General features: G+C 42.2%; 27 protein-coding genes. 26 read left to right on the plus strand and 1 reads right to left on the minus strand.

What is annotated here, in order from left to right; all coding sequences use genetic code 11:
* The first annotated feature begins 2 nt into the window (after positions 1-2).
* The 24 genes from AC1M89_RS03450 (at position 3) to AC1M89_RS03565 (ending at position 14840) form a co-directional block, all read left to right on the plus strand.
* Entirely contained in the window at positions 3-506 is a 504-nt protein-coding gene (locus tag AC1M89_RS03450) for a hypothetical protein (RefSeq protein WP_481613913.1), read from the plus strand.
* A 169-nt stretch (positions 507-675) separates the two neighbouring features.
* Positions 676-912: a hypothetical protein gene (locus AC1M89_RS03455; RefSeq protein ID WP_004646432.1), complete on the plus strand. Its 237-nt coding sequence runs from the start codon at positions 676-678 to the stop codon at positions 910-912.
* A 196-nt stretch (positions 913-1108) separates the two neighbouring features.
* Complete coding sequence (locus AC1M89_RS03460) at positions 1109-1339, plus strand: hypothetical protein (RefSeq protein ID WP_179998039.1); 231 nt, start codon at positions 1109-1111, stop codon at positions 1337-1339.
* Positions 1340-1845: 506 nt separating this feature from the next.
* Positions 1846-2016, plus strand: a complete 171-nt coding sequence (locus tag AC1M89_RS03465) for a hypothetical protein (protein ID WP_171319224.1) — start codon at positions 1846-1848, stop codon at positions 2014-2016.
* The gene (locus AC1M89_RS03470) at positions 2013-2660 is read left to right on the plus strand and encodes a putative metallopeptidase (protein WP_481613914.1); all 648 of its coding nucleotides are present in this window, start codon (positions 2013-2015) and stop codon (positions 2658-2660) included. The genes AC1M89_RS03465 and AC1M89_RS03470 overlap by 4 nt, the downstream gene beginning before the upstream one ends.
* A 46-nt stretch (positions 2661-2706) precedes the next feature.
* Positions 2707-3189, plus strand: coding sequence for a DUF2280 domain-containing protein (locus AC1M89_RS03475; RefSeq protein WP_168396906.1), 483 nt, complete (start codon positions 2707-2709; stop codon positions 3187-3189).
* Positions 3167-4693, plus strand: a complete 1527-nt coding sequence (gene terL, locus AC1M89_RS03480) for a phage terminase large subunit (protein WP_481595312.1) — start codon at positions 3167-3169, stop codon at positions 4691-4693. Before AC1M89_RS03475 ends, terL begins: the two co-directional genes overlap by 23 nt.
* 8 nt (positions 4694-4701) lie before the next feature.
* A complete protein-coding gene (locus AC1M89_RS03485) occupies positions 4702-6060 on the plus strand; it encodes a DUF1073 domain-containing protein (protein ID WP_481613915.1) in 1359 nt (452 codons plus the stop codon).
* Entirely contained in the window at positions 6035-6844 is an 810-nt protein-coding gene (locus tag AC1M89_RS03490) for a phage head morphogenesis protein (RefSeq protein WP_481613916.1), read from the plus strand. The genes AC1M89_RS03485 and AC1M89_RS03490 overlap by 26 nt, the downstream gene beginning before the upstream one ends.
* Positions 6845-6891: 47 nt before the next feature.
* Complete coding sequence (locus AC1M89_RS03495; RefSeq protein ID WP_481595310.1) at positions 6892-7188, plus strand: hypothetical protein; 297 nt, start codon at positions 6892-6894, stop codon at positions 7186-7188.
* Positions 7189-7261: 73 nt separating this feature from the next.
* Positions 7262-7678, plus strand: coding sequence for a hypothetical protein (locus AC1M89_RS03500; RefSeq protein ID WP_481613917.1), 417 nt, complete (start codon positions 7262-7264; stop codon positions 7676-7678).
* Positions 7679-7681: 3 nt separating this feature from the next.
* Positions 7682-8866: a DUF2213 domain-containing protein gene (locus tag AC1M89_RS03505; protein ID WP_481613918.1), complete on the plus strand. Its 1185-nt coding sequence runs from the start codon at positions 7682-7684 to the stop codon at positions 8864-8866.
* 14 nt (positions 8867-8880) lie between these two features.
* Positions 8881-9351 carry a structural cement protein Gp24 gene (locus AC1M89_RS03510; RefSeq protein ID WP_481589993.1) on the plus strand — a complete coding sequence of 157 codons (471 nt, stop codon included), beginning with the start codon at positions 8881-8883 and terminating at the stop codon, positions 9349-9351.
* Positions 9352-9357: 6 nt separating this feature from the next.
* Positions 9358-10353 (plus strand): DUF2184 domain-containing protein, encoded by a 996-nt coding sequence (locus AC1M89_RS03515; protein WP_481613919.1) that lies wholly within the window; start codon positions 9358-9360, stop codon positions 10351-10353.
* 13 nt (positions 10354-10366) lie between these two features.
* Positions 10367-10753 carry a hypothetical protein gene (locus tag AC1M89_RS03520; RefSeq protein ID WP_481595307.1) on the plus strand — a complete coding sequence of 129 codons (387 nt, stop codon included), beginning with the start codon at positions 10367-10369 and terminating at the stop codon, positions 10751-10753.
* 8 nt (positions 10754-10761) lie between these two features.
* Positions 10762-11145 (plus strand): DUF4054 domain-containing protein, encoded by a 384-nt coding sequence (locus AC1M89_RS03525; protein WP_481595306.1) that lies wholly within the window; start codon positions 10762-10764, stop codon positions 11143-11145.
* Between the two features lie 9 nt (positions 11146-11154).
* On the plus strand, positions 11155-11349 hold the full coding sequence (locus AC1M89_RS03530) for a hypothetical protein (protein ID WP_481595305.1): 195 nt from the start codon (positions 11155-11157) through the stop codon (positions 11347-11349).
* Positions 11350-11356: 7 nt separating this feature from the next.
* The gene (locus AC1M89_RS03535; protein WP_481613920.1) at positions 11357-11839 is read left to right on the plus strand and encodes a hypothetical protein; all 483 of its coding nucleotides are present in this window, start codon (positions 11357-11359) and stop codon (positions 11837-11839) included.
* Positions 11832-12272 (plus strand): hypothetical protein, encoded by a 441-nt coding sequence (locus tag AC1M89_RS03540; RefSeq protein ID WP_481595303.1) that lies wholly within the window; start codon positions 11832-11834, stop codon positions 12270-12272. Before AC1M89_RS03535 ends, AC1M89_RS03540 begins: the two co-directional genes overlap by 8 nt.
* A 60-nt stretch (positions 12273-12332) precedes the next feature.
* Positions 12333-13094, plus strand: coding sequence for a hypothetical protein (locus tag AC1M89_RS03545; RefSeq protein WP_481595302.1), 762 nt, complete (start codon positions 12333-12335; stop codon positions 13092-13094).
* A gap of 6 nt (positions 13095-13100) precedes the next feature.
* The gene (locus AC1M89_RS03550; RefSeq protein WP_481595301.1) at positions 13101-13421 is read left to right on the plus strand and encodes a hypothetical protein; all 321 of its coding nucleotides are present in this window, start codon (positions 13101-13103) and stop codon (positions 13419-13421) included.
* Between the two features lie 26 nt (positions 13422-13447).
* Positions 13448-13681, plus strand: coding sequence for a hypothetical protein (locus tag AC1M89_RS03555; RefSeq protein ID WP_481595660.1), 234 nt, complete (start codon positions 13448-13450; stop codon positions 13679-13681).
* 4 nt (positions 13682-13685) lie between these two features.
* A complete protein-coding gene (locus AC1M89_RS03560; protein WP_179998024.1) occupies positions 13686-13976 on the plus strand; it encodes a hypothetical protein in 291 nt (96 codons plus the stop codon).
* Between the two features lie 96 nt (positions 13977-14072).
* On the plus strand, positions 14073-14840 hold the full coding sequence (locus AC1M89_RS03565) for a hypothetical protein (protein WP_481613921.1): 768 nt from the start codon (positions 14073-14075) through the stop codon (positions 14838-14840).
* Between the two features lie 196 nt (positions 14841-15036).
* On the opposite strand, the gene AC1M89_RS03570 is transcribed toward AC1M89_RS03565, so the two are convergent.
* The gene (locus AC1M89_RS03570; RefSeq protein ID WP_481607363.1) at positions 15037-15294 is read right to left on the minus strand and encodes an Arc family DNA-binding protein; all 258 of its coding nucleotides are present in this window, start codon (positions 15292-15294) and stop codon (positions 15037-15039) included.
* A gap of 144 nt (positions 15295-15438) precedes the next feature.
* Between AC1M89_RS03570 and AC1M89_RS03575 the strand changes: the two genes are divergently transcribed.
* Together AC1M89_RS03575 and AC1M89_RS03580 are read left to right on the plus strand one after the other, a co-directional pair.
* Complete coding sequence (locus AC1M89_RS03575) at positions 15439-15600, plus strand: Arc family DNA-binding protein (protein WP_481607362.1); 162 nt, start codon at positions 15439-15441, stop codon at positions 15598-15600.
* A gap of 74 nt (positions 15601-15674) precedes the next feature.
* A complete protein-coding gene (locus tag AC1M89_RS03580; protein ID WP_481607361.1) occupies positions 15675-16601 on the plus strand; it encodes a phage antirepressor N-terminal domain-containing protein in 927 nt (308 codons plus the stop codon).
* Positions 16602-16614: the final 13 nt, after the last annotated feature.

The following is a 16614-nucleotide window of genomic DNA, read 5'->3' on the forward strand; positions in this document are numbered from 1 at the left end:
TCATGGTTGTAGCAGAGGCAACGAAACAACATATTTTACAAACAATAGATTGGTCACGTTTTGATTTAGAAGGATGGTTACACCAATTCGGCGCATGGATGAATTCAGTTAGTGGTACATGTAGCCAAAGTATTAATCCGATTGCAGTGGCCATGGATAATGCCACTAAGAAAAGAAAACAGAAAAAACTGACCAATCTACAGGAATCAAAAATCATTGTTGACTTCCTGACTGGTGATTATCAATTACCAAAATTAAAGCAGACAAAAATTGTGTGTCAGATTGATGATAATGAAGCACGCGCCGTACAGCGTTTAATATTAGATATGCAGGGTCAAAGTGAAATTATGGATGAATGGATGGATGCGATTATCTGCCGTTATTTTTATGGGAACTCGTGGTCGCAGATGGTTACCGAAGAGCGATCTAAGTATGCGGCTGAACAAGATGTAAAGTGTGGGTTGGCTGCACTGCATTGCCGATATAAATTTATTGAATATAAGTGATTAGAACTTGACCTTCCGGAAAGCACCTGTTAAATTTGTGTTATAGTGGCGCGAAGTGTAAGTAAGTCGCACTACTGATAGAAGGCTCATCGAAAGGTGGGCTTTTTTTGACATTGTTTGTTCATGAAAATAAGCGATAATGCCTTTTTGTTTTTGAGCTCTAATTGAAATGGCGATTTTAACTGTTAAAAAACTAGAAGATACTCTCGGTAAATTAGTGGCTGAAGGCGAAAAGCCTGAAAAGATTTTATTAGGCTATAAAGCGTATGGCGAGCTAATGAATGATCGTAGCTTTTTTGAGGAAGTGGCTGGCTCGGCAATGGATCCAAACAAGCGAAAATATAAAAATATTAAAATTAAGGTTACTCAAGACGAATACCAGTTTAACGTGAAATGTCAAAAATAGGTTTAAGCATCAAGGAAAGCTCGCCAAATGGTGGGCTTTTTTGTTATCAATATTTCTTTTTTTGGTGATAAAGTTACGAAGTATAGTGTTTTAAACGTTTGTTTGTTCTGAAAGCTTTAATAACAGGCAGTTGTCATTGTTTGTACTTTTAAATAAGGCATAATGGGCTTCTTAAATTTAGAGCTAATTTTTATTTATGGTAGATGTAAACCAGTTAAACAATATTTTTAAAGAAACATTAGCGAATAATAAAAAACCTGAAAGAATATTGATAGGCTACAAGCTATATGCAGAGTTAATGAAAGATAGAAGGTTTTTTGAAGAGGTGGTGGGATCCGCTATGAATCCTAGTAAGCGTACTTATCAAAATATTAAAATTAAGGTTACTCAAGATGATAGACAGCTTGAATTAAAATCTTCAGGTTAATGAATTCTTCTAATATAATATTGTAACTTATTGCTAATGCTACGCTTTTAGAAATTGAATATTATTTATGCACAGGACCTAACCTGTTCTTCAATTTTACCTCCTCACTCAGGAGGTATTTTTTTGCCATTTAAATTATTAACATAATTAATCGTTCATTGAATTAGCAAGTTAAAGCGATAAATAAATTCCCTTACATTAACTTTATTTTTCAAGTTTAAAGGGGTGTTAATGTGATCTTGGGTTGTAACCGTAAGCAATACGGAAGTGTTCAAGTTGAAATACGGAATTGCGTTTTCCTTTCAATAATCCTGGATGTTTAACATCTAACTTGAATTTCTAACGCATGCATGTATTTGCACCATGCCAACCTAAAGGGCTCGCAGGTAAGAGCAAGCCCTTTTTGAAGTACTGGCCGAACTTATTACGGCACTAAACCTCACTAACGTAATTGTTAGTGGGGTTTCTTTTGTTTGAAATATTGTATTAACGCGGTAGGGACTTATATGACAGATCGTGTGCAAGCTAAACAAGATTTACAGTTCTGTTGTGCGGAGCTGGCGAAATATCAAAACCTCAGCCGTTCAGGTCTTAAGCGTCATCAAATGATTGCGATTGATGAAATCATGATTGAGCTTAAGGAGCGCATCCGAAACTTACGGAACGTACTGCAATGAGCAATGAAGTCGGACAAGCCATACCAGTTCGACCATACCCACCAAAAGAAATATTCGATTTGGATACACCTAACTTTATGCCAGCACCAGAACTATGGGCATGGATTAAAGCTGTATTCCTAAATGAACATTCTGAAGTATTTAACCCTGATCATATTCACCTGGACTCATTTTACTGGCCACAGATCGCCGTGATGTGGGCAAACGGCGGATTTATCAAACAGGGGCGTTTTGTCGTTGGTCAAGCTGAAAAAGTCATGATCAATATGGGTGGATGGAAGAAAGCACGCCAAGAGGAACAATTTGAACAATGGTTTGGTCAAGTTCCTGAATATCTCATTACGGTTGATTCCAAATTTGCCCAAGTGGCGAATGATATTGCCTTTTGTGCACTGGTTGAGCATGAGCTTTACCACATTGCACATAAGCGTGATGAATGGGGTATCCCACAATTTAACCGTGAAACAGGTTTACCAAAGCTTGAGATCAAAGGGCATGACGTGGAGGAATTCACTGGTGTGGTACGCCGTTATGGTGCAAGCGAAGAAGTTCAAAACATGATTGATGCAGCGAAACAGCGACCTGAAATTTCAAGAGCCGATATTTACCATGCGTGCGGTACTTGCTTTCTGAAGGTCGTTTAAATTTTTTTGTCCATTGAGTTGGACGAAGTTGGACGGATAAAGAGCAATGGCAACGCTAAATCAAAAGCACAAACTCTTTATCGTACGTAGCTTAGCGCAGTGGAATACACCTACTGAAACCGTTGAGCTTGTCCAACAAGAGTTTGGCATCACTATTTCACGTCAGCAGTGTGAGGCATACGACCCGACCAAACGGACAGGACAAAACCTCAGTAAAGCATTAGCTGACGAGTTTTATAAAACCCGGGAGCAGTTCCGTAAAAATACAGATGAAATGCCCTTGGCGAATCTCGCCGTGCGCTTACGTCATTATGAGAACTTGCTGAATAACCCACAGAACAAACGCAATCCGATTTTACAGCTGACCATTCTTAAACAGGTGGCTGAAGACGTCGGTGGCAAATACACCAATAAAACAGAATTGACTGGCGCAGGTGGTGGACCATTACAAAGCGAAAATGTTACCTACGTGGATGCTAGCCCTGAATTAGTGAAGCAGGTGTTAGATGAACTCGAAAGTAAATACTAGACCGCTTGAGATAAAGATCGAACGTGAGAAATGCGAACGTGAACATTTGTTTTTCACACGCCGTTTTTTCATGCCTCGTATGGGGTTTAAGTTCTCAGTCAATTGGCACCATGAATACATAGCTTGGGCCATTGATGAAGTCATTGCCGGACGAATCGAAAATTTAGTTATTAACGTTCCACCTGGTTCAGGTAAGACTGAACTACTGACCAATTTGATCGCACGTGGTATCGCACGGAATCAGCGTTCACGATTCTTATATTTGTCATTCTCGCAGTCACTTGTAGAGGATGTGTCGTCTACGGCGCGAAACATCGTGAAATCGGCTGATTTTCAGGGCTTATGGCCTGTGAAGATCTCGACCAGTACCGATGCTAAGGCAAGCTGGAAAACGACTGTAGATGGATATGAAGCGGGACATGTTTATTCAGCTTCGATGGGTGGTCAAGTTACGGGCCGCCGTGCAGGTACTTTGGCAGATGCTGGATTTACCGGTGCGATTATCCTGGACGATCCGCTCAAGCCTGAAGATGCATTTAGTAAGACGGCACGTAACAAGGCAAATCGTAAGATTCTGAACACGGTCAACTCACGTAAAGCCAAATCATCTACACCGATTATTCTGATTATGCAGCGTTTACACGTTGAGGATCCGACTAACTTTGTGATGACTGGCAACGTGCCAGGGAAATGGCATCAGATCTCGATACCGGCACTGATTGATGATGCTTACATCAATACCTTGCCTGAGCATATACGCCGTAAAGTGCCACGTGATGTCGAGCGTGATGAGAAAGGACGTCAGAGTTATTGGCCACTGAAAGAGTCGTTACAGTCATTACTGCAGTTAGAGAAGGGCGGTCAGGATAAAGACGGCGCTACAGTGTCACGTTATACGTTCAGCAGTCAGTACCAGCAAGAGCCTAAAAAGCTCGGTGGTGACCTTGTTAAGGCTGAATGGTTCGATCGGTACCATGAGTTACCAGTACTCAAGTGGCGTGCGATATGGGCAGATACGGCGCAAAAAACCAAAGAGCATAACGACTATTCAGTGTTCTTATGTGCAGGGCTTGGTTATGACAATCGCTTGTACATCATCGATGTGCGCCGTGGCAAATGGGAAGCACCTGAGCTGATTAAGGAAGCTAAGGCTTTCATCAATAAGCATAAGGAAAGCAATACCAAGATCGGCAAGCTTCGATACATGGCCATCGAGGATAAAGCATCTGGAACGATGCTGATTCAAAACATTTCGCGTGAAACCACATTACCGATCAAAGCGATTCAGCGTGATACAGACAAGCTGACTCGTACTATGGATGTAGTGTTCTATGTCGAGGATCGTCGTGTTGTTCTACCTGTGAGTGCGCCGTGGTTATTGAATTATGTTGAAGAAATCGAGGGTCTTAAAGCCGACTTCACACATGAGCATGATGACCAATGGGATCCTACCATCGATGCGATTAATGACTCACTTGCGAAAAAGCCGACTGTATTTGATTAGAGGTATTTATGGCTAAAGATAAAAAGTCTGATACAGGCGGTAAAATTAAAACGCTTGTAGCAGATGCAGTAAAACAGGCAATCAACGCCATTGGCGATGCTGGTGCATATACCAACTTGGTATCCAATATTGGTACCGAGCGTGACAAAGCCACAGGTGGCAAGTTCGTCCGTAAAGACATTGACGATGATCAACTTGAAGCGGTGTATCAGAATTGGCTTGCACGCCGTATTGTCAATCGCCCTGCATCTGACATGCTGCGTGCTGGATGGTTCTATGAAGGCATTCAAGGTGATGATTTAAAACGCCTTGAGGAAGCGTGTAAGGCGTTTCACTTAGAGCATGTGCTTTTATCGGGCCTAATTCTTTCTCGCCTCTACGGCGTTGTGTACATTCTGCTTGGAACGGCTGACGGCGCTGCCTTAGACCAACCTTTAGATATTTCCAATCTCGGCCAAGGCCGTTTGGAATTCTTCACGGTCGTTAAAAAGAAATATATCACGGCGGATAAAAACAGTTATTTACCGCCGTCGGCATGTTGTGGACTACTGAAACAGCCTGAATTTTACGAAATGAAAATGGGGAATGAAGCGAAAAAGCGCATTCACCATACTCGTCTAATTCGCATTGCTCATGCCGATGTGGTGAATGAAGAGCCTCAAAGCATTCTGCAAGAAGTCTATGAGGATCTGCTGGATCATGCCAGTGTGAAGCGTGGATCTGCTAGCCTTATTCATGAATCAAAGATTGATGTCATTCAAACGCCGAACTTGGTTGATAAGATTAGAGAGGATATGAAAGGCGTCATGGAACGTTTCATGTCTGTGGGGCTGATGAAAAGCCTAAACGGTATGTTAGTCCTTGATGCTGAAGAAAAGTACGAATCAAAAACGTATAGTTTCGGCGGCTTGCCTGACATGATGCGTGAATTCTCAGTCCAGACGGCGGGTGCCGCAGATATCCCATATACGATTCTGTTTGGCCAGGCACCCGCAGGTATGAATGCCACTGGTGAGCATGACACTCGTAATTATTACGACTCGATTGCTACTAAGCAGGAATGGGACCTTAAGCCGATCTTGATGAAATTTCTTGCTGTGATCTGTCAGTCTACATTTGGACGTCAAATACCTGAGCTGGATGTCGTATTTAATCCGCTTTGGCAATTGGATGCTAAAGTCCGTGCGGAAGTGGAAAAAGCCAATGCTGAGCGCGATGAGAAGTATCTCAATATGGGCATCATCACTGAACCGCAGATCGCTCGTCAGCTTAATATCGACGGCGTTTATTCAGTCATTGATGAAAAACACATCAAATTGCTGGAAACCATGGTGAAGCCAAATGACGACGATCATACAGATCCTTAAGCCTCAGCTTCAGCAGATTAAGAAAAGCAAGAAAGGGCGCAAGGCTAAGCCTAAGGCAGTTAAGGTCAATCGCCGTGTAGAACTTTTCTATACACGTCAGCTTTTGGAAATATCCAAATATTGCCAAGACCAAACCAAGGATTTTGTTTTACCAGCCGTTGGTCAAAACATTGGTGATAGCTGGGTGACAGACCTATTCACGGCGTTACGTGAAAAGATGGTCAAGTACACCATGGAAGTGTCGGTATCTTTGGCCACTAAAGTGGTTATGGATACCAGCAAAGATGTTGATAAGCAGATTGCTAGTCATACCAAGACCATTCTTGGTGTGGACCTTACGCCGTTTTTCCGTGGCGCTGATATTCAGGATGAAATCGATAATCAGATTGCTGCAAACGTTTCGCTGATTAAGTCTATTCCAAGTCAGTACACTGATAAGCTTGAAGCGTTGGTGATGAATGCCTTGCAGACAGGGCAAACTAATCAAGAACTGGCTCAGGAAATAAAAAAACTCGGTCATAGCACAGACAATCGTGCACGACTGATTGCAGCCGATCAGATGGGTAAGATCAACGGCGCTATCAATAAGAAACGTCAGACGTCTTTAGGTGTAACGACTTACGATTATTTAACATCAAAGGATGAAAAGGTTCGTCCGTTATGTGCCAGCCATCATGGCAAAACCTTTCGATGGGATACGCCGCCTAAGGGTGGTCATCCTGGTCAAAAGATTGGATGTCGATGCACCGCCTTGCCGAATTATGAGGATATTTTGATCGACTGATTTAATAGTTTGATTTAAAGTATCTTTCGATATGCAGGGGATTACAGATGCATCAAGACCAAAAACTAGATATTTTGTTGGATGTAAAAACTAGAGCAAATAAATGGATTGGAAAGTATCTTTCTATGGATGTGGTTGATCCCCACTTTCAGCCTTTATTTGATGTTTTTAAAGAATCGAACTTCGATATCGAGTTGCTGTTGAATATGGATTCAATTGAAATTCTACAAGTGACTAAAAATTGTTGCGAAGGGATTGGTTTAAGTAAATTTGATAAAGATTGTGCTTTAGAGTGTTGGGCAGCAGATGCTTCGGTAATGATGAATTCGCTTAAAGATCAATAGTAAAGTCACTTGTTGTTTTATCTAATTTAACCCACTTCGGTGGGTTTTTTATTGCCAACAGAAAGGTGATGTCATGCGTAAAAAGATATTTTCCAAGGAGCGTTTTTATCGCCGTCTGGAAGCTCAAAACAAAAAAGCAGTATCCAAGTCAGAAACGGATTGGGATGTAATGCAGGGTGGTTATTCGGACTGCCAAATTTATCCAGATTTTAGTAATTGTATGGATCGAATAGATTTAGAAATCATTGCTAATAACATACAAAAGAAAGCGGAAGAAATAAGGGCTAAAAAGCCCTTTTTTAATGCCCAAAATTCAGCAAAACAGCCTGAGCCCAAGCCTGAATTTGTGCCACATCCACCATTAGAAAAGATTGGAGCATCTGAGCCAAATAATGACTCAGGATTGTTTGGTCAATGCTTATTACACATGGCAGCAATCGTAGCTTGTGCACTTCTATTATGCGGAATCTTACAAAAGCTGAGTCATTAACTCATGAAACTCATTTACCAACTGAAAATCGGTGACTTTGCTCCAAGCGAAAGTACACGCTCATTTACTCAAGAAGGGTATCTGAAATGCGTCAATGTGCGTTTGGCCAAAGCACCTCAAGTTCGTCAGTACTACGCTTATGAATTTCCAAATTTGGAAGGCTATTCAGCGGATCAGGTTATCAATGTCTATGTGGCAGCTGAGGACCTATTCAAACCTGAAGTCATTAAAGGATTCGACGGCGTAGACACAACGGACTATCACCCGCCTAAAAATGAAATCAATGCTTCCAATTGGAAGGAATACCACATTGGCGAATGCTTCAACGTGCGCCAAGAGGGTGATTTCTTGGTCGGTGATCTGATCATCAAAGATCAGAACAGTATCAATGCTATTCAAAACAATGAGCGCGTTGAGATCTCATTGGGCTACGCGGCTGATCTTGTCCTTGAACAAGGCACGGCGCCAGATGGTACGCCGTATCAAGCCAAATTTATCAATTTTAAAGGCAATCACGTGGCGCTGGTGAAATACGGTCGCTGTGGCGGTGATTGTCGCGTCGGTGACCATAAACCAAACCCAAAGGGGAAAAAGATGGAAATTAAAGTAAACGGTATTCGCTTTGAGATTGGTGATAACCAAGCGCTAGCAGATGCTGTAAAGCAACAAGAAGACCAGCTTGAAAACTTGAAAGCAGCAAAACTCAAAGTCGGTGATAAACAATTTGCCATCGGTGACGAATTGCCAACTGTACAAGCAGTGGTTGATACCTTGCAGACTGAAAATGCAGAACTGAAGCAAAAAGTAGGTGATCTCGAGAAAAACCAAATCACTCCTGAAAAGCTTGATCAGGTCGTAGCTGAACGTGCGTCAGTGGTTGCGGACGCCGTTGCATTGGTACCAGGTATCAAAACTGAAGGTTGTTCATGTGAACAAATTAAACGTGATGTGATTGCAGCCAAAGCAGGCGATGCATTGGTGACTGCCGTACTAGGTGGTGTCGCCGTAGGTGATGCGAATCCTGAAAAGATCGACACGGTATTCCGTGCACTGTCAGCAGTGAAGTCGACCACACCAGGCAATGCAGTCGGTGATGCATTACATCAACAGCAACAACAGCAAAACCAAGGTCAAGACCCTAAAGAAAATAAGGGTTATGACAAGTCTGCTGCATACAAAACAATTTAAGGGGAACTTGAATCATGGTTCAGCAATTAAATGCGGTGGTAGGTCAGCGTGGCCGTTTAACTACCAAAGAAGTTGTACTGTCATTACCGCTTTCAGGTCTGACTTTAGTCAATGACGGTGATGTGGTTGTCCGCACGACTGATGGCAAATCTGTAACGGCTGTGGCAGGCGCTACACCGACACGTTTTGGAGTAGTGGTACGCCACGGTGTTGGTAAGACAGGCAAAACGGCGGCTGGTAAAGAAGCCTATAAAGCGGCTGATATGTTGCCTGTGATGTTTGAAGGTGCAATTTGGGTCAAGCCTATAGCGCCGATCACCGACATTACTGCTGCGGTTTATGTAAAAACTGCAAACGGTACCACAGCAGCGCCGTTGGGTTCTTTGTCGAGCTCAGCAACTGACGGAACAGTATTTCCAGGTGCAGCATGGGAAACCGTGACAGGTGCCGATGGTTTAGCCCTTCTTAATCTTCGTGGAGCTTAATAACACATGAGCAAATTAGCAAAAATGAAAGCGCGTTTAACGCCGATTTCACATGCCATTCAGGCACAAGTTGGCGATGCGTTCAACATGGATGCATTGGCACAGCTCTTCATAAAGATCGAAGAACAAAACGAAATTACACCACAGCTTGCACAGGTCCTTGACTACGCCAAGTTCATCCCAGTGACCAATGTAAATGCGGTTTATGGTGGTGGTGAAATTCTGTCTCGTAAAAAAGGCGTGGGTATCGGCGAAGACTATGCTGGTACAGGTGATGATATTCCGCTTGCAGAAGTTGAATACGATACTGTAAGCCTACCAGTGAAAGTCGGTGTGATTGGCTACCAATATTCAGTGGTTGAATTGGCGACCGCACAGCAAATGAACCTCACGCTTGAAGCGGATAAAGTTCAGGCTGCAAACTTAGCTGCTGAAAAGCACATGTCAAATGTCGCTTGGTACGGTTACACCAAAGCGAATGCCAGTGGACAGCTTGAACAAGTGAATGGCTTCTTGAACCAAACAGGCGTTACCATCGTGACAGGTCAGCACGATTGGGCTACAGCGACCATTGAAGAGGTTTTATCTGACTTCAATAACTCGTTGGCAAGCTCGACAGACTTGTTTGACGGTGATGCGTCTATTGAGCCTGATACCTACTTGATGGCATCAGCGCAGTACACACACCTTTCAACACGTGTGGTACCAAACTCAGGCGGTAAAACATTCCTGAAGTACATTGAAGAAAACAACATCTTCACCACTCAGGGTAAGCCATTAACGATTCGTGGTTCTGGTCGTGGTAATGGTAAAGGTACTGCAAATGCTGACCGTTCGATCATTTATCGCCGTGATCCATCATGTATTCAATTCAAAGGTAACAGCGTTGTATTCCTGACGGCGCAACCAAAAGGCTTAGATGTGCTTGTACCTGGTCATTACAAATATCAGGGCGTTTGGTTGAAACGTGTTGATTCACTTCGTTACCTTGATCATGCATAAGGATTAAAATCTCATGGCTAAATATTCATACACTTACAGCGGCTCTAATGCCGCTTTTGTTTTTGCAGGCCTGGTGACTTTACCTAAAGGGATCGCCGTAGTAGTTGAAGCCAATCACCATAAAGCACTCCAAAAGAACAAGTTTGCCAAGCATATTATTGATGCAGGTGAGCTGGCTGTTGAAGAAATTGCAGAAGCCGGTGATTCAAAACCTGCTTCAGGTCGTGGCAAAGGCGCACAATCTGGCAAAGCTGACGATGGTAAAGGCAAGGATGAATCCAAAACTCCTGAGCTCACGATTGATGACGTGCGTAAAGCGCTGACTGATCTTGAAATCACCTTCGCTGAAGATGAAACACTTGAACAGCTGCAAGAAAAACTTGCTCAAGCTACTGAATAAGGTGAACTATGGACCCACAAGCTTTTAAATTAAAGTTTAAGTACGACACAACATTATTAAATACTTCTGATGCTGAAATTGCCGATGCATTAGAAGAAGCTGGTCTTGTTGTAACGGCGCTTGAATTTGGTGATCTGAAAGAACGTGCTGTGGGTCTATATGCAGCACATATTCTCAGAGTTGCATACAAATCAAAGTCTGGTAGCAGCTTTTCAGATGCATCAAGTATGACTATTGCAGGTCAGAGTGTGAGCTTTTCACGTTCTGGTACTGATGCATTTTATAACCAAAGCATTTATGGCCAGCGTTACCTGGCATTAAAAAATTCAATTCCAATTGGCAATGATGGTACCAATCCTAATCGTTTGGGTGTTGGTGCTTTCGTTGTTTAGGAGCAAGGCATGTCATTTAAGTATCAAGCGCCTGAAAATTTCAAAGCGACTTCGCTTGAAATTGCAGGCACCACGTACAAGGTTGAAAAAGGTGTGATCGAGTCGGATACCGACATTGCACACATCTTGGCACCACATGGTTTTAAACGTGCGGTACCTGAAATCAAAGCAGAACCTAAAAAAGAAACTGCTGCTGCAAAGTAGGTGATGTATGAGTGATTACCGTGTTGATGCTGATGTTGATTTTAACGAGGTCAATGAACGTGTACGTGCTGAAATACGGCGCACGGTAAATGCACTCACACTTAAACTTCAGCGCACTATTCAGGAAGACATGCTGACAGGTCAGCGCTTGAATGTGCAGTCTGGGCGTTTAAGGGGATCTGTTGCATCTAAGGTGGAAGAGGATAAGGATTGGATCGAGGGTACAGTCGGTGCGGGTGGTGCTTTGGTACCTTATGCCTTTGCTCATGAATTTGGGCTTAAAGGTGCATTGGCCATTAAGGCGCATCTTCGGATGATCAAGAAAGTCTTTGGTCAGCCGATCACAGCACGTCAAATCATGATCAAAGCCCATTCTCGTAAAGTCGATATGAAAGAGCGCCGTTTTATGCGTGATTCATTGGATGAAGTGGCGAAGAGTGTGCCGAAGAATATTGATGCTGCAATTGAAAGGGGATTGAGCAGTGAATAGTGAAGCCATTTACCAGGCATTGTTTGATCGTCTATCGGGTATCGATGGGATTAAAACCACGAGTCGCAGGCTAAGGCATTTTAACCATGTTACACCCGAACAGCGCCCAGCGTTATTTGTGACGCAAGGCAACCAGACTGAAGCACCGATCAAAGGCTTGGATGCCAAGGTTGAACTTGAAGCGGAAGTGTACGTTTACATTCATGAATCAAATCCATCTATACCGCCGAGCGTGCAGTTAAATCAGATGATTGATCAAGTACGTGCCAAGCTTGCGCCTGATCATCCTGACATCTGCGAATACCAAACCTTAGGAGGATTGGTCGAGCATTGTTGGATCGAGGGCACGATCGAAGTTTTTGAAGCAGTGGAAAATATGCTTGATGACCAAGGGATTGCCATTATTCCGATACGGATCCTCACCACTACCTAAAGCAATTCATAAATTCCATGACCGCCAATACGGCGGTTTTCTCATTTTTAAGAGGTCGATATGGCTCAATATTTATTTGGTGCCGGTAAAATCTTTGCCACACCATTACAGGATGTGCACGGTAATCCAATCTCCAACGGCACACCCGTTGAAGTGGGCGTACTGCAGTCAACGTCAGTTGATATCAGCTATGACTTAAAAGAACTCTATGGCCGTGGTCAGTTCGCCGTAGATGCCGCACGCGGTAAAGGTTCGATTAAGTGTAAAGCGACAATGGGTCGTATCAATGGCGCATTGCTAAATTCCATTTTCTTTGGTGGCGTGGTCACTGAAGGTGGTATTACTGCAGTCGCGCAGACCATCAATGGTGAAGTCGTTGCAGTGTCAGTAACACCAGTCGTTCCGAACAGCGGTACATTCGTGAAAGATTTAGGCGTGACTGACAGTAAGGCAATTCCATTAAAGCGTGTGGCGAGTGCACCAGTTGCAGGTCAATACAGTGTGGATGAAGCGACAGGTGTTTATACCTTTGCAGCAGCTGATGTGGGTAAAACGGTATTTATCAGCTTTAAATACACAGCGACGGTGGCAGGTGCTAAGTCAGGTGTCGTAAGTAACTTGGATATGGGCTATACGCCTGAATTCAGTGTTGATCTGTTCCGGGAATACAAGGGCAAGGGTCTTGGTATTGAATTCTACCGTTGTACAAGCAATAAGCTTGCGTTCAGTTCAAAACAAGATGATTACGATCTACCTGAGTTTGAATTCCAGCCAATGGCCGATGATTTAGGCCGTGTCTTCAAATGGACTACTTCGGAGTAATACCATATGCAATTTAATCAGGTCGAAAACCCACGTGGTAACCCACTTAAAATTAATGGCCAGATTTGGATTTTTGCGCCGTTGTCCTTAGGTACTGCTGAAAAGCTGATGCCGAAGCTTAAAACCTTTGATCCAAGTGACTTTGCTTTAGTGGCAGATGTAGCACATAGCTCTTTAAAGCGTAACTATCCTGACATTACCCGCGAATTTATTGCTGATGAACTACTTGATATTGGTCACGTGAACGCCGTATTTGATACGGTCATGGGGGCTTCTGGTCTAGTTTATACAGGTGAAGACGAGCAGGCCACTGATTCGGGGGAATAGACTGGGAGGAGCTGTACACGCATTTGGTGCTTACATTGGGCAAGGATTACGACTATGTGCGTAATGAATTGGATTTTCCAAGAGTCAAAGCATTGAATGCGTATCATAAGCAGTGTCCTCCCAACCATGTTGGCATTCAGCGTCTGTGTCGGATCCTTGAGGCATTTATGGGGATTGAAGACAGTACTGGTTCAGAAGATGCTCAAAGCGATGATGAAGATGATTTAATGGATGCTTTGATTAACTTTCCACAAGGATAATTTTATGACTGTAGATTATGAGGCATTAGGTCGTTACCATACTGTATTGGAGCAGTACCAGCGATTAATAACCCAGCGACATAATTTAGCAAGCAGTATTGATCGAGTAACTTTGAATGCTCGTATTTCTGGAAGTGTATCTGATTCCATACAAACACTAGATCATGCAAAGTTGGGTAGTTTGGTGAATGAAATCACTTCGATTAACCAAGAATTGATGCATGTTGTTGAGCAGGTAAATCATTATGCTGGCATTGTGGATAAGCCTAAAATCAAAATTATGCGTAATGCGTAGTCAGTTTTATTCAGGGTGGCTAAGGCTGCCCTGATTGATTAAAGTTTTTGAGTTGGTTAAAGTTCGCGGGAACTTTATAACAACTTGGATATAACCATGAAAAAAGTAATTGGATTGGGTCTATTAACTTTGGCATTGACTGCTTGCGGTGGTGGCGGGGGTAATTCATCTTCTTCTAATAATGAGGGAGATAAAACACCTGTAGCTAATGCTGAAATCACTGGTGTTTACACTGGCAAGACCAATCAAGCGCAAAATGTTATTGGGTTGGTAGATAAAAATAATAAATTCTGGTTTCTATATACACCACCTTATTCTAACGGAATTACTGGCTTCATGACTGGTGACTTAACTGTTTCTGGTAACACAGTAAAAGCGATTAAAGGGAAAGACTTTTATTTTGGTGGTAGTGCAGTTTACGACACATCTATTAATGGTACTTTTGAAACTAAAAAGAGCCTAAATGGAACGATCACTTATACGCCTTCAAATCAGGTTACATTTGACACTTTATATGATGCTGAATTAAATAACTCGGTATCCAATCTCACGACAATTGCAGGATCTTATATAGGTCAATCAGCGATAGTTGAAGGTATTGAAGAAGCAACCTTAACAATTTCAAATACGGGAGTGATTTCAGGTAAGGGACAAAGTGGCTGCACGTTCTCGGGGAAAATAGCAGTTGAAGAAAATGCACCTTACTACAATGTTGATTTAGCTTTTGGTTATTCACCTTGTCTCTTAGCGGGACAGACAGTTAAGGGTGTGGTTTATTATGATTCATCAATTAAGTCACTTTATGCTGTAGCAGAAAATAGCAGTCGTCAAAATGCAGTGTTGTTCCTAGGAACAAAGCAGTAATTTAGATCCTCGAATTAAGTAAAGGGCGTGATTCCGCCCTTGCATGAAAGCACCTTAGGGTGCTTTTTTAGTGTCTCTCATATTTGAGGGGTGCTCTGCAAATTTGCAGATGCTTGATGCTCAGATTTGAGCATCATATCCAAACCTCATATTTGAGGAGTGTTGTTTCATCAAATTAACCTTTGTTTCAAGAGGGTTAATAAGCTCGCCCATCAATGCGATCAACATCTCTTCTTAATTCGGATTGATCGTATTTTAGACTATCAACTTCATTTTCAAGGCTTTCGAGACGACATATAAGATCTTTTAGATGATCGTCTTGCTCAAATGTGGTCTCAAGTCGCAATATTAATTCAGCAGTTAGTGTTCTGCCATTTTTCTTGGCAGCTTCGTCCAGCTTATCTTTGAGTTCAGCAGGTATTCTAAAGTTAACTTGTGGGTCTGTGCGTGCCATAGGTTTATAACAACTAATGTTCCAATGTACATAAACTATAGAGTGCTATAAATAAATAGTCAAAAATTTGTTGACACCAAATAAAGCACCTGCTTTAATGTGATTGTGATGTTAAATTACATCACATGCTATAAGGAGAATCTAATGGCAAGACAAGACCCACAGGTAAACGTGCGTATACCTGAAAAAACTTTAGAGCGATTTAGAGAGGAAACTCAGAAAGACCGCAGAACTATCACGGCTCAGCTAAATATGATCATTGAAGAATGGTTAGATAAGCGAGAAAAAGAGAGTGCGAAAGCATGAAATCAACAGACAACAAAAAAGCCCAACACTTGCAGGCGGCGGGCTTCAATGTTGTTAACAAAGGAATATCAACAATGAATAGTTTACAACAAATCACAGTACCTTTCCACAATGCTGAATTATTTTTAGTTGAGCATAATGGGCAACCATACACACCTATGAAGCCTATTGTTGATGGCATGGGTTTAGACTGGGGTTCTCAATTTGTGAAGCTAAAACAGCGCTTCGCTTCAACCATTGTGGAAATCACAATAGTTGCAAATGATGGTAAAGATCGTCTTATGACGTGTTTGCCAGTTAAAAAGTTATTTGGCTGGCTTATGACTATTAGCCCAAACAAAGTAAAACCTGAACTTCGAGACACGGTTATTAAGTATCAAGAAGAATGTGATGATGTACTTTGGGATTATTGGGCTAAAGGTAAGGCTGTTAATCCACGTAAAACAACTCCTAAAGATCGTGAGAACTTACGTCATGCTGTATCAAACTTAGTATCGCGTGTGAAAATCAACTTTTCAGATGCGTATATCATGGTTCAACAGCGATTTAATGTTGATCACATTGACGAAATACCATTAGAAAACTTGGATGATGCGGTCGAGTATGTTCATGGATTAATTTTGACTTTCGATAAATACCAATCTCACGCCCCAGTAGATGTAAATGCTATTCAGAATTGTCACGGCGTTTTACAGTATCGTTTGATTGAGTACCAAAAGAATTTGGAAGCCGAGGTTAAACGCTTAGGTGGAAAAATGCCTGAACATCCATCCTTTAATCCTGAACAAGTTGCTCAGGCATTAATGTCGGAGATACTTCAAGGCAAGCAAATGACTGTAAAACTGAATTATCAGGGTGGGTTTGCTATTGACCTTGTGCCCGAAAACGCCGTGATGATTGAGTCTAATAAAATCCCAGAATTGGTGAATCGTACAGATTTAGTTTCAAAAGAGCAGCTCCCTTTAATTATGCAAAATGCTATGGAACGCCTAGTTAAATAACCCTAAAAAAAAT

The organism is Acinetobacter sp. ANC_7635, from assembly GCF_056779945.1.

Coding starts and splice junctions, on each gene's coding strand:
- AC1M89_RS03570 (WP_481607363.1), bottom strand. CDS start 15,294: ATGGCACGCACAGACCCACAAGTTAACTTTAGAATACCTGCTGAACTC.
- AC1M89_RS03465 (WP_171319224.1), top strand. CDS start 1,846: ATGACAGATCGTGTGCAAGCTAAACAAGATTTACAGTTCTGTTGTGCG.
- AC1M89_RS03520 (WP_481595307.1), top strand. CDS start 10,367: ATGGCTAAATATTCATACACTTACAGCGGCTCTAATGCCGCTTTTGTT.
- AC1M89_RS03515 (WP_481613919.1), top strand. CDS start 9,358: ATGAGCAAATTAGCAAAAATGAAAGCGCGTTTAACGCCGATTTCACAT.
- AC1M89_RS03535 (WP_481613920.1), top strand. CDS start 11,357: ATGAGTGATTACCGTGTTGATGCTGATGTTGATTTTAACGAGGTCAAT.
- AC1M89_RS03450 (WP_481613913.1), top strand. CDS start 3: ATGGTTGTAGCAGAGGCAACGAAACAACATATTTTACAAACAATAGAT.
- AC1M89_RS03575 (WP_481607362.1), top strand. CDS start 15,439: ATGGCAAGACAAGACCCACAGGTAAACGTGCGTATACCTGAAAAAACT.
- AC1M89_RS03495 (WP_481595310.1), top strand. CDS start 6,892: ATGCATCAAGACCAAAAACTAGATATTTTGTTGGATGTAAAAACTAGA.
- AC1M89_RS03525 (WP_481595306.1), top strand. CDS start 10,762: ATGGACCCACAAGCTTTTAAATTAAAGTTTAAGTACGACACAACATTA.
- AC1M89_RS03580 (WP_481607361.1), top strand. CDS start 15,675: ATGAATAGTTTACAACAAATCACAGTACCTTTCCACAATGCTGAATTA.
- AC1M89_RS03460 (WP_179998039.1), top strand. CDS start 1,109: ATGGTAGATGTAAACCAGTTAAACAATATTTTTAAAGAAACATTAGCG.
- AC1M89_RS03510 (WP_481589993.1), top strand. CDS start 8,881: ATGGTTCAGCAATTAAATGCGGTGGTAGGTCAGCGTGGCCGTTTAACT.
- AC1M89_RS03490 (WP_481613916.1), top strand. CDS start 6,035: ATGACGACGATCATACAGATCCTTAAGCCTCAGCTTCAGCAGATTAAG.
- AC1M89_RS03500 (WP_481613917.1), top strand. CDS start 7,262: ATGCGTAAAAAGATATTTTCCAAGGAGCGTTTTTATCGCCGTCTGGAA.
- AC1M89_RS03475 (WP_168396906.1), top strand. CDS start 2,707: ATGGCAACGCTAAATCAAAAGCACAAACTCTTTATCGTACGTAGCTTA.
- AC1M89_RS03545 (WP_481595302.1), top strand. CDS start 12,333: ATGGCTCAATATTTATTTGGTGCCGGTAAAATCTTTGCCACACCATTA.
- AC1M89_RS03530 (WP_481595305.1), top strand. CDS start 11,155: ATGTCATTTAAGTATCAAGCGCCTGAAAATTTCAAAGCGACTTCGCTT.
- terL (WP_481595312.1), top strand. CDS start 3,167: ATGAACTCGAAAGTAAATACTAGACCGCTTGAGATAAAGATCGAACGT.
- AC1M89_RS03565 (WP_481613921.1), top strand. CDS start 14,073: ATGAAAAAAGTAATTGGATTGGGTCTATTAACTTTGGCATTGACTGCT.
- AC1M89_RS03560 (WP_179998024.1), top strand. CDS start 13,686: ATGACTGTAGATTATGAGGCATTAGGTCGTTACCATACTGTATTGGAG.
- AC1M89_RS03485 (WP_481613915.1), top strand. CDS start 4,702: ATGGCTAAAGATAAAAAGTCTGATACAGGCGGTAAAATTAAAACGCTT.
- AC1M89_RS03470 (WP_481613914.1), top strand. CDS start 2,013: ATGAGCAATGAAGTCGGACAAGCCATACCAGTTCGACCATACCCACCA.
- AC1M89_RS03550 (WP_481595301.1), top strand. CDS start 13,101: ATGCAATTTAATCAGGTCGAAAACCCACGTGGTAACCCACTTAAAATT.
- AC1M89_RS03455 (WP_004646432.1), top strand. CDS start 676: ATGGCGATTTTAACTGTTAAAAAACTAGAAGATACTCTCGGTAAATTA.
- AC1M89_RS03505 (WP_481613918.1), top strand. CDS start 7,682: ATGAAACTCATTTACCAACTGAAAATCGGTGACTTTGCTCCAAGCGAA.